This is a genomic window from Marinagarivorans sp., assembly GCF_982758155.1.
Map to the genome: position 1 here is coordinate 21434 of NZ_CEXWTU010000008.1, position 12394 is coordinate 33827.

At 44.4% G+C, this 12394-nt stretch carries 7 protein-coding genes; all 7 read left to right on the forward strand.

Annotated elements, in window-relative coordinates:
• The coding region (locus AC3A8L_RS02040) for an AMP-binding enzyme (RefSeq protein ID WP_487960552.1) at window positions 1–442 on the forward strand (442 nt) is incomplete at its 5' end.
• An 82-nt stretch (window positions 443–524) separates the two neighbouring features.
• Window positions 525–1472: an isochorismatase gene (locus AC3A8L_RS02045; protein WP_487960553.1), complete on the forward strand. Its 948-nt coding sequence runs from the start codon at window positions 525–527 to the stop codon at window positions 1470–1472.
• A 10-nt stretch (window positions 1473–1482) separates the two neighbouring features.
• On the forward strand, window positions 1483–7164 hold the full coding sequence (locus AC3A8L_RS02050) for a thioester reductase domain-containing protein (protein WP_487960554.1): 5682 nt from the start codon (window positions 1483–1485) through the stop codon (window positions 7162–7164).
• A 20-nt stretch (window positions 7165–7184) separates the two neighbouring features.
• Window positions 7185–7982, forward strand: coding sequence for a 2,3-dihydro-2,3-dihydroxybenzoate dehydrogenase (dhbA, locus tag AC3A8L_RS02055; RefSeq protein ID WP_487960555.1), 798 nt, complete (start codon window positions 7185–7187; stop codon window positions 7980–7982).
• 81 nt (window positions 7983–8063) lie between these two features.
• Window positions 8064–9368 carry an aminotransferase class III-fold pyridoxal phosphate-dependent enzyme gene (locus tag AC3A8L_RS02060; protein ID WP_487960556.1) on the forward strand — a complete coding sequence of 435 codons (1305 nt, stop codon included), beginning with the start codon at window positions 8064–8066 and terminating at the stop codon, window positions 9366–9368.
• Complete coding sequence (locus tag AC3A8L_RS02065; RefSeq protein WP_487960557.1) at window positions 9365–10966, forward strand: amidohydrolase family protein; 1602 nt, start codon at window positions 9365–9367, stop codon at window positions 10964–10966. Before AC3A8L_RS02060 ends, AC3A8L_RS02065 begins: the two co-directional genes overlap by 4 nt.
• Before the next feature lie 106 nt (window positions 10967–11072).
• Complete coding sequence (locus AC3A8L_RS02070) at window positions 11073–12392, forward strand: MFS transporter (protein ID WP_487960558.1); 1320 nt, start codon at window positions 11073–11075, stop codon at window positions 12390–12392.
• Window positions 12393–12394 lie beyond the last annotated feature (2 nt).

The following is a 12394-nucleotide window of genomic DNA, read 5'->3' on the forward strand; positions in this document are numbered from 1 at the left end:
AAGCCATAACACGCAAGCCTTTACCCCCGATGGTTTCTATCGCACTGGCGATATTGTCAGCTTAACACCCGAGGGCTACATCGTTGTAGAAGGGCGACACAAAGACCAAATTAACCGCGGTGGCGAAAAAATATCAGCGGCCGAAGTGGAAGAGCAACTCCTAAAACATCCCAACATTATAGATGCAGCCGTGGTTTCTATGGAGGACGACTTCTTAGGCGAACGCAGTTGTGCCTATGTCATTCCTCATAACAATGTACGTATTAGCCTTATGACGATAAGACGTTTTTTGCGAGAACAAGGGCTAGCCGAATATAAATTCCCTGACCGCATAGAAATGATTAATAACTTCCCAAAAACACACTTTGGAAAAGTCAGTAAAAAACTTTTACGACAAAAAATTAATAAGCAACTTTCCTCTGTTAACACTGCCATCAAATAAGCGATTTAATCAACGACTATTCCACCTCTAAACAGCAGTGACGCATAACTGCGATTGCACTCATTATTTTCAGGAATCGATCATGGCCATACCCCGTATTTCACCCTACAACCTAGACTCAGCTTGCGCTGTCGTTGAAAATCGCGTGGATTGGCATATCGATGCATCGCGCGCCGTCTTATTGGTCCATGATATGCAGAATTATTTCGTTGACTTTTACGATCGAAAAAAATCACCAATTAATATCGTAATCGATAATTGCCAACAATTAATTAATACTAGTAAAAAGTCCGAGATTACTGTTGTGTACACCGCACAACCCCCCAACCAAAGACCCGAAGACCGTGCATTACTTACTGATTTTTGGGGCCCCGGACTAAGAGACAGCAATGAGCTCTCAGATACACCACCACCGACAGGAATCATCGAAGAATTAACACCCAGTGAAGACGCTCTAGTGTTTACAAAATGGCGTTACAGCGCTTTTCAACGTACTCCCTTAGAGCAATGGATGCGCGACAACAATAAAGACCAACTTATTATTTGCGGTGTTTATGCACACATTGGAATTCTAAGTACTTGCCTTGAAGGCTTTATGCGCGATATACAATGCTTTGTCATAGAAAACGCATGCGCCGACTTTAGTCAAAAGGAACACCTAATGGCACGCCAGTATATCGCAGGGCGATGCGGAGCCGTTATCCCTTTATCGATAGCCACCAAAGACATTCGAACGTCGAAGCCAAGAACGCAATCCACTACACAGGATGAAAATACTGGAATATTTTCCCCTGTAGCACTGCAGCAGCAAATTGCCCACGCCCTCAATATTCAAACCGACGACTTTGGCGCTAGCGATAATTTAATGGATGTGGGATTGGACTCTATTCGATTAATGAACCTGTTAGATCAATGGCGAAGTGCCGGTGCAAACGTAGACTTTATTGACCTGGCCGACACCCCTACCGTTAACGATTGGGCAGTATTACTCAGCGCTAGCGTACAGCCCGCGGTTACAGAACCGGCTTAGGAGAATAACGATGTCAATAAACACTGCCCCCAAAACAAGCGCCACTACACAGGCCAATATTGAAATCACGGCTTTAAGTCCACCGCCCGAAGAAAACACCATAGAACCACCGCAACCCGAGCCCACCTACCCTCTTAGTTTGGCACAAACGGGGATTTGGTTAGGACAACAGATCACACCTAACGCTGCTCATTACAATACCGCGGAATTAATGGAATTTTCATCGGTAGATTCACAACGCCTATTAAAGGCCATTAATAATGTACTTAAAAATTGTGCGCCGCTTAATACGCGCTTCTTTGCGATTGACGGAAATACAGCGCAAACCTTAGTTCCCCATCCCCAAGAAGAAATAACTCACGGTTATGATGCTAGTTTAGCCACAAAATTCACGCAAGAAAGCCCGTTACATCATGCCATAGCCTGGGCTAATCAGCAGTTAAGTCATGCTATAGCACTGGATAAAGAGCCTCCTTACCGTAGTACACTGATTAAACTGGGCGAGAATCATTACGCTTGGTTTTTAATGATCCATCACATTGCTTGCGACGGATTCTCTTATTCTATTATTGGCCAGCACGTTGCTGCACTGTATCGCGCGCCGCATCTTCCCGCTAAAGTTCAATGGAAAAAATCCGTAGAGGCTTACCAAAAATTACTGACAGCCGATCATCAATATCAATATTCAGAAGATATTCTGCAAGATAAAAATTATTGGTTAACAACATTAGCGAACAAGCCTGCACCGGTCACTTTATCTAAAAAATCAACGACAACATTAGACTTTACCCAGCGCAGCCTTCGCGTAAACCGAATAATCCCCCAAGCATGGCTCAATAAATTTCAATCACTCTGCCTAAAAAATAGCACTACACAGCAAGCATGCCATTGGGCGCATGGCTTAAATGCATTAGTCGCAGCCTTTATTTTTCAGCACACGGGCTCGGGGCACATAAACTTAGGTCAGCCGGTGATGAACCGCATGGGGTCTACCGCGTTAAAAGTACCGGCAATGGTGATGAATATTGTGCCTCTGCCTATCGACTTCAGCGGCGTAAATACTTTTAACGCACTGATCAAAAAGGTCTGTGAGCAACTTAATAATAGTAAATCGCATAACCGCTATCGATATGAACAACTCAACGCCGAACTCAAAACACAAGCTCAACCATCTTCAAGCGCCGAACCCAAACGAGCCTTCGGCCCTGTCGTCAACGTTATGCCTTTTGATCGGGCACCAAAATTCGGAAATGCGATAGTCACCCTACATCCATTATCAGCAGGTCCTGTCGAAGATATAGCATTCTCGTTTGCATTAACAAACCAAGGTGACATTCACTTTTCTCTCGAAGGCAACCCTACGCGGTATCAAGAAAATCAGCTAAATGAATATGTAAATAGTTTCTTGAACCTAAGCGAAAGTATTATTCTACAACAAGGTAATGCTCCGCTGCGGATTAATCGTGATGCAACGTCTTGGCTCGTCGGCCCCAAAAGACAAGCCCCATCACCTTCGGTGTTAAGCGCACTGTATCAAGCGATAAAAACCCGTAGCCATCACACAGCGTTAGAGTATTTTGACAATCCCGAAACTAACGATAATGATACTCGTACAACGAACGAAAGCTCGGCTGAAAATTCAACTACAGCATTAACACAGCAACGACAAGAAATTAGCTACGAACAACTAGGAATTTATATTGTTGATTGCGCCCAAACATTAGCGCAGCAAGGTGTTCACAATGGCGACCGCGTAATAGTGGCACTGCCTCGCGGCCCTTGGTCTGTTGTTATTTGCTTCGCCTGCTTGGCATTAGATGCGCAGTTTATTTTTATTGATCCTGCCGGCCCTAAAGATAGAAATCAAAAAATCATTAGCGATGCGCAACCTAAGGTTATTATTTGCGATACGCAACATCGAGATAATACGCTACGCGGTGATTACTTAACCACTGAAACGAAAACTCGCATAGTAGCATTGGAAAGTATTAAACAGTTCGCTACCCATTCGCAAATCAATGCCGTCGATTTTTTTGAGCATAGACTTCAACAAGCTGAAAATAAATTATCCCCGTTGGCGTACGGCATTTACACTTCGGGTTCAACCGGCCAGCCCAAGGGAGTCATGGTTGACCAGAAATCGCTCAATGACTTTATTCTAAGCGCCAATCAAGAGTATCAAATCACAGCCGCTGACCGTGTATTACACTTTGCGCCCATGCATTTTGATACCTGCATAGAAGAAATATTTATTCCGCTATGCGTTGGCGCTACACTCGTTATTCGCAACGACGATATGATCGATTCCATGGCAGCGTTTAACGCAAGCTGTGAAGAGCTTTCCATATCGGTATTAGATCTACCTACGGCATTTTGGCACGAATGGGTTTTTTACTGTAGCCAAAGCCAATGTAATCTGCCCAGCACACTACACACACTGATTATTGGCGGGGAAGCCGCGCTTGAGGAACGAGTACGCAACTATCAAAAACTACTCTCGACCCGCCCGATTAAATTACTCAACACCTATGCTCCGAGCGAAGCCACCGTCGTCGCTAGCGTCGCACAATTAGGGGCCACAACGGCAATAAGTTCAGCTCATACACATCAAACGAGCACTAAAGACAACCCAGCATCAACAAATACTGCAGTATCTATCGGTCTCCCACTCAGCAATCGAGAGCTATTAATTGTTAAGTCCGCTGAACACAGTCAAGAAAAATTTCAAAAACCTAATGTACAGCTAGCATTGCGCGGTGAAGACGGTGAGCTTGTTATTGCTGGCCAATCATTAGCACGTGGGTATTTAAACAATGACGCTTTGACCCTTCAATATTTCACGGAACTGGATTTTGGTGGAGCAGAGCCGCCATTATCGATTTATCGCACTGGTGATAGAGCACGCATCAATAGTTCGGGGAATATTGAATACCTAGGAAGAATTGATAATGAAGTTAAAATTAGCGGGCAGCGTATTAACCCTGCAGAGATTGAGTCTATATTACTGCAGGAAATCGATACTAGTGAAGTGGCCGTTGTTATCGCAGAGATCCAAAAAACTGAAACCTCGGCCGTTGTGCCTCGTATTATTGCTTACATTGCAATCAATAGTTTTGACAATGATCAAAATAGAGAAACTGAACTCAGGACCGCTATTGCTAAGAAACTACCCGCGGTTATGATGCCCTACCGAATAATTTTCTGCGAAAAATTGCCAAAAAATCCTGCGGGGAAAATCGACAAGAAAAAATTACTACTTAACTTCCAGCATGACAACACTATCATACATCAGGACGTGGATAGTCGAAAAATAATAGCATCTCCACTCGAAAAATCTATTCTTATAATATGGCAAGAGATACTGGGAGAAAAAGGTTTTGGTGTTCAAGACGATTTTTTTATGCTCGGTGGTCAATCGCTGCAATTATTACAAATTGCAACGCGCTTAAGCACACAATTACAATGCAATGTACCCGTTAGTCTACTGTTTCAACACCCTACCGCAAACAGATTAGCCCGTGCGCTAACACCTTTACTGCCAAAACTGGATGACAACTTTCTACTTTCAACAGAATATCTTTCAGCCTTACCGAATAACCCGGCGCCTAGCGATGGCAATGAAATTATTAAAACACTGTGCTTGCCTAGCGACTTCCCGCCAGTTTCGAAAAATATAGCCGACCATAATACGGATAATAAAGTACCCGCTAATATTTTCTTAACGGGCGCAAACGGTTTTGTTGGCATTCAACTATTACACCACTTACTCACAACGACAACTGCCAATATCACTTGCTTGATCCGCGCGCAAAGCCAACAACATGCTTGGGAAAAAATCGCTATATCGTGTCGATTACAAACGCTGCCTGCACTTACCAAAAATCCACGAATCACGTTAATATTAGGTTCAATAGAAGAACCTCAATTCGGTTTATCTCAAGCCGATTATCACCGGCTAGCAGAAACAACCGATGCCGTTGTACACAATGCCGCTATTACTAGCATTGTACGAAATTACAACTCTCTTGCAGCAGCTAATGTAACCGCCACCGTAGATTGTTTACATTTAGCAGCCAAAGCTAACGCGACACTCCACTACGTTTCTACGATTGCTGTAGGCGGTAACTTACCATTACCCGAAAAAACCATTGCTTGGCACGACGCATTACACGATGGCTATCAACAATCTAAATGGGCATCGGAGTCACTTATAACACAAGCCGAGGCTTTTGGCGTCCAGAGCTGTATTTACCGCTTACCTCGGGTAGTAGGGGAACTGAGAACGGGATTTATTAATACTAAGGATTTAGTCTGGAAAATAATAGCTGCCAGCGAGCGTACTAAAGCACTGCCAATCACCGCGATCAGTGAACCTTGGCTACCCGTAAATATCGCAGCGAATATTATTTGTAAAAAAATATTATCCATTCACGCTGTGTTACCCACCGACAATAAGACTCAAGTAATTAATTGCGTACCACAAGATAAAACCCATCTTAATACATTATTTCAACAATTAGCGCCGCGCTACAAAGATCATCAAATTGCCATGCCCGTGTGGCTCGAAAGATTAGCCTTAAGTGAGCATGCAGAAGATCAAGCGCTACTGGCTTTTTTCCAGCAAGCACCTAAAAAGATGGCCTTATCTGAAATTAAAAACAATAACTTCTATCGATTATTAAAGACATCAATCGCATTTAATGCAGAATCTACTGCAATCAATTTCGAACCTTACATTGTAAGCGCCGAGAAACAAGGGTTGATAATAGGTGATACCTCAGTCGAAACGAGCAAGGTCGACAAACGTACGCCCCCAAGACTACTGAAAGTACAAGCGTGCTCCAACCCACACCCACAAATACGCCGTATTATTCTAAGTGGCGAAACTTTACGTAATTTTCCCGTTAATAATTATGGCGGCCACATTAAAATATTTGTTCCTCGCGCCCATCAAATTCAACCACTACTCCCGACGCTTGGACCAAAAGGGCCTATTTGGCCGACCGATGATGCTCGCCCGATAACAAGGACTTACAGCGTACGTTATTACAACCCGGTAAATAATACGTTGGCCATTGATTTTGTTATGCATAAACATTTAGGCCCTGCAGCCAACTGGGCACAAAAAGCCAAACCTGGCGATTTAATTGGCGTTGCAGGCCCAGGCGGGCCCAATCCTTTACTTGCACCCGCACAGCATCACATTATTGCTGGTGATTTAACGGCTCTACCAGCAATACAAGCCACTGTGGAAGCGTTACCCAGCACATCTCAAGGTGCTGTTTTTATTGCCGGCGAATGCCACGGATTAAAGCTTCAGCACAATACAAAATTGGAAATCCACTGGTTAGAGCCTCAATTTAGAGACAATGAAATACAAGGTAATCCAAAGAACATAAATACTGCTACGCGTATTTCCGAGCAAGTACTCGAGGCAATTAAGCTCTACGTGAAGGTTGCCAACCTAAAGAAACCACCTTTAACCAATAACCAAAAATTAACGAATACTGATGCGCCTTTATCCGCTTTAGTTGCAGGCGAAAATAGTTTAGTGCTTACAGTACGTGATTATTTACGCACAACGTTTCAATTACCAAAGGCTTTACTTTACGCCGTGCCCTATTGGCGCAATGGCCAAGACGAAGAGGGTTACCACCAACAACGTCATACCATTATGGACGAAGAATATTAACTTTCTCATGCAGGCTTTACATGTCAACAGTAACGGTTAGTCCAGAAGTAAACGTCAATAAACCATTATTCGGGAGTGAGTTTAATGGCAAGGTCGCGGTTGTAACCGGAGCGCGCCAGGGCATTGGCGCAGCCATTGCCGATAATTTAGTGGGGCATGGCGCCATCGTTTTAAGGCTCGACATTGCCTATGCCGCACAAGAAGATAAATGTTATTCCTTAGATGTCACAGATGCTAGCGCCGTTAATACAATGATTAAGTATATTGAAGACACCTATGGCCCCATTAGTTTTGCCGTCAATGCGGCAGGAATTTTACGTTTAAGCGAACTGCTTAATACTACGAATGAAGATTGGATTAATACTTTTTCAGTAAATACGACCGGTGCCTTTAATTTTTTCCGTGCAGTAGGCCAGAAAATGGTGCCGCGTAAAAATGGCGCAATTGTGACCGTAGGCTCGAATGCTGCCGGTGTACCGCGCATTGGCATGGGGGCATATGCCGCGTCTAAAGCGGCGGCAACACAGCTGGTTAAATGCTTAGGCTTAGAGTTAGCTGAGCATAACATTCGCTGCAATATCGTTGCCCCCGGCTCAACAGATACAGCCATGCAACGACAATTATGGAACGACGAAAGCGATGCACAAAAAGTCATTGACGGCAGTTTAACGCAGCATCGCTTAGGTATTCCTTTGCAGCGTATTGCCACCCCAGCACATATCGCACAGTCGGTTGTTTTTTTATTGTCAAATTTGGCTTGCCATATCACATTGGAAACTTTAGTAGTTGATGGGGGCGCAACACTGGGATATTCATAGGTGCGATTAACAATAATTCACAGACTCTAACGTAAAAAATCACACAAACTTTATTGACCTTAATTTACTTAGGACTCCACAATGAACAACATTAAAAACGGTCTAAAAAAATCAAATGCATTACTTTTAGATGCCCGAGAAATTATTGCGGGCGTCACTCAATCGATGATGAAAAAACCTGAACAGTTTTGTCCCGGTAAATTCCCGGTTTATATTGAGAGTGGTAACGGCGCTGAAGTTACCGATGTGGATGGGAACACCTACATAGATTATATTTGCGGCTTAGGCGCTAATGCATTAGGACATAACCACCGCGCTGTTACAAACGCCATCAGTAATAATTTACACAAAGGGTTACTACACTCACTACCCGCTCCTGCCGAGGTTAAAACAGCTAAGGCACTAATTGATGTTATTCCGAATGCCCAGATGGTTCGTTTTTTCAAAACAGGTGCCGACGCCAATTCAGCCGCCGTAAGGTTAGCCCGCTTTTGCACACAAAAAGACAAAATAGTCACCGTGGGCTATAACGGCTGGCACGACCATTACATGTTCGATACACCCGGCGTACCTAAGGCCATTGCTGAATTCACTTATCGCATGCCCCTATTCCAACCTAGCGACGAACAACCTTTACTCGATTTAATTGCAGAAAAAGGGGATGAATTAGCGGCTATATTACTTTCGATTCCTTACAACCGTGTACTTACCGCCGATTTTTTACAACACGTTAAAGTCGCTTGTAACACTAAGAATGTTATTTTTATAATCGACGAAGTCGTTTCTGGTTTTCGCCTTGCAAAAGGTGGCGCGCAAGAATTTTTCAATGTAGAAGCCGACTTAGTCACACTATCTAAAGGATTAGCGGCTGGTATGCCGCTATCTGCCGTTGTGGGTAAAAGATCTTTACTCAACGAAATGGAAAAACTGCAAGTTTCGACCACCTTTGGCGGCGAAATGTTATCTCTAGAGGTTTGCGCAGCCGCCATCAAGACCTATCAAACAACAAACTACATCAGCCATATTCATACGCTAGGTAAAAAACTTAAAAACGGTATTAACCAAGTCGCCGAACGCTTAAATGCCCCCCTAAGAATCGTAGGCTACGATGCTATCCCTATGTTTCTATTTGCCAAAAATCCCGCCGTACACGTAACACTTGCCGAACCTTTTGTGGGTTTAATGGCAGCGCAGGGCATTATATTACGCCGCGACGTGAACTTTTTATGCTCAGCCCATACCGAGCAACAAGTTGATAAAACGATTTTAGCCGTTTCTTATGCATTGCAGAAAATGTTAAGTGATGGCTTATTTACCACCGAATCATCCGCATTAAATCCACAGTTTAATGATACCCAAAAAGAACTAGAGGCTTGTGATTCATGAGCTGCTGCGCGCTGCACACCGCAGCCGGTTATCAGGCGTTAATGCCATTACAACCGAAACAAGTCTCACCCGTAATCACAGCTTCCAGTCGCCCTACTGCGGTTAACGCCGCAACAGCCACTAACCCTGAATTTGTGTTGACGGTGAAAAAAGCATCTTCAACGATTAATCGCCTAAACAAAAACAATGATGAACGAAAAGTCATTAAAAATGCATTTATTTACACGGCTCAAAATAGCACTTCTGCGCCGCGACTTAGCTGCCTGACTAATGGCTGGATCGCGATTGAAGGCGATGTGATTTCTGCGGTAGGAACGATGGATGAAGCATTACCTGAAGCCGACTCAATCGTGGATGCCAGTGGCGCTATGATTTTACCGGGCTTTGTGAACCCGCACTGGCACGAAAGCTTTGTCGCACCCAATGATGAAGAACCCGATGACAGCCACTTACAACCAACGCCCTATAGTAATGGTGGAGACATCGGCGCATTGGGCGGCATGTTTGGCTTTATTTCAAGCGTAGCTAAACGGCTCACACCCAGTGAAGCTATCGCCATTGCACGCTGGAGCCTATGGACTCAATTGCGCTCGGGTACTACAACCCTTGGGGATTTAGGCTCGGCCAACACCGCTGATGCCATGGCGCAGGCCGCCATTGATCTTGGTATGCGCATTCGGGTTAGTCGTTGGTCTAGTGACATCATGATTCCCAACGAAGGCAATGCCGCCATACCCGTTGCGGATACCCAAGAGCAAATTAATGATGTACAACAATTAATGGCTAAATGGCACAACCACAGCTCGGGCTTAGTGTGTGGAATGCCTACCGTGATGGGCACTTTTGGTAGCTCTGACGAGCAGTTAATCGCCATGAAAAGTATTGCCGATCAATACCAAAGCCCTTATGCCATGCACCTTGGCGCGCTCCCTAACGAAGACGCCGCTATTCAACGCGTTTTTGGTAAAAGCTCCGTCCAACGCGTGGCCGATTTAGGTCTTTTAAGCGAGCGCTTAATGACGGTACACACCGCGTTTTTAAGTAAAGAGGAATATCAACTACTCCAAGATACGAACGTTAAATTTTGTTATGCACCGGGACATTACGGCATGCTGGGTGAAAACACCTTAAGTGCCAGTGGCCATTTTTCTCAAAGGTTAAAAGCCGGCTTACCCCTTGCCAGCAGCACCGATGGTGATATTTTTTATTCCGGCGGAATGACAGAAGCTATGCGCGCGGCCCATTTAACCAGTAATGAGATTGGCAATTGCAATACCATTTGCCCACCCACAACCGCATTACTCACTGGCACTGCCTACGCGGCCGAGGCATTAGGTTGGGGGGACAGAATAGGCAGCATCGAAACAGGAAAAAAAGCCGACCTTGTTTTTATAAACAAAGACAATTGGCGCTACCGTAATAGCCAGCACCCACTACGTACCTTTTTATTAACCGGCAGCAGTCAGGACATTGCACAAGTTATGGTTGCAGGCCAAACCGTTATGCTTGACGGTAACAGTCCCTATTTTAATGAAGCCGAATTGTTTTCCGATCATCAACGGGCAGCAGAGTCGGCACGGTCACGAATAAAACCTTAAAAATACCTCATGAAATATTAGTAATATTTAAAAAGTATCACCCTATATGAAAAACATTAGGATGATACTCCACACTATTTTCCTGCATTAAAATTTTGAGAGAACCATGCACCCTTCTGATACCGTTGGCACGACGAATAACGACAGTCACAGACTACAAAGCTCTGACTATTTTCGCAACATGACACTATTGTTAGTCAGTACCTTGACCGTAATGGCTGGCGCCACCATTGCGCCGTCACTCCCAGCAATGGCCGAAAATTTCTCAACCACTAAACATATTGATTTCTGGGTACAGATGGCTATGACCCTACCAGGCTTAGCCATTGCCCTCAGTGCGCCATTTATAGGACGCTTTGTAGACACTTACGATAAAAAATTATTACTGTTCACCGCTGTGGCCAGCTATGGTTTATTAGGGTGTTTAGCCATTGCAGTCAGTGATTCTTTAGGTGGCATATTAGTCTTACGGTTTTTATTAGGCATTAGCGTGGCTGGCATTATGGTTACCTGCACTACACTTTTTAGTGACTATTATGCGGGCCCACAACGTGGGCACTACCTAGGACTGCAAGCGGCTTTTGGTGGCTTTGGCGGCGTAGCCTTTATTGCCACAGCCAATGTTTTAGCAGGCACAAACTGGCTTTATCCGTTTGCACTTTACGGCCTAGCCTTTTTAACGTTACCGGCCATACTATTATGGGTTGTTAATCCAACAAAAGTCTCGATTTCAAAGCCTCCAACAAGCAACGATTCCTCACCCCTTCTTCAGCAAACGACACCTAGTGTTAATAAACGAAACCTTTTATTGTGGGGCTGTTGCGCGCTGGCCATAGTAGAGGTTTTAATGCTCTATACCATTCCCGTTCACCTCCCCTTTTATTTCAATTCATTACCCGGTGACGTATCAAGCAATGCGCAGTACAGTGGTTATTTTATTGCACTGATGCTTTTGGTTATGGCTGTTACGGCTAGTCAATACCGGCGCTTTCAGCATTTAGGTAGCCCCCATCAATTACACGCAGTCGGTTTTGGCATTATTGCTCTTGGCTTTATTATGTGGGCAACGAGCCAGTCATTATTGCTCACCCTTGAAAACCGATTGATTAATCAACTAGTCTTAATGGCGATTTTAATTATCATAGGTATTGGCCTCGGTGTTGTTCGCCCCAATTTAGTCACATGGTTGATGTCCCGCTACCCACCAGAACAACGAGGGGAAAAAATGGGAAAGCTCACATCGTGCTTTTTTATTGGCCAATTTATAACCCCGATCGCCACCCTGCCGCTGTTATCAATTAATGTAATCATGCCGCCTGAAGCCGGAATAGGTGCAAACTACACATTACTGTTCGCAATGCTTAGCAGCCTATGCTTATTAGCCGCAGTAGGATGTTTATATTGGGGAGGAAAGAAGAGAGAATAACC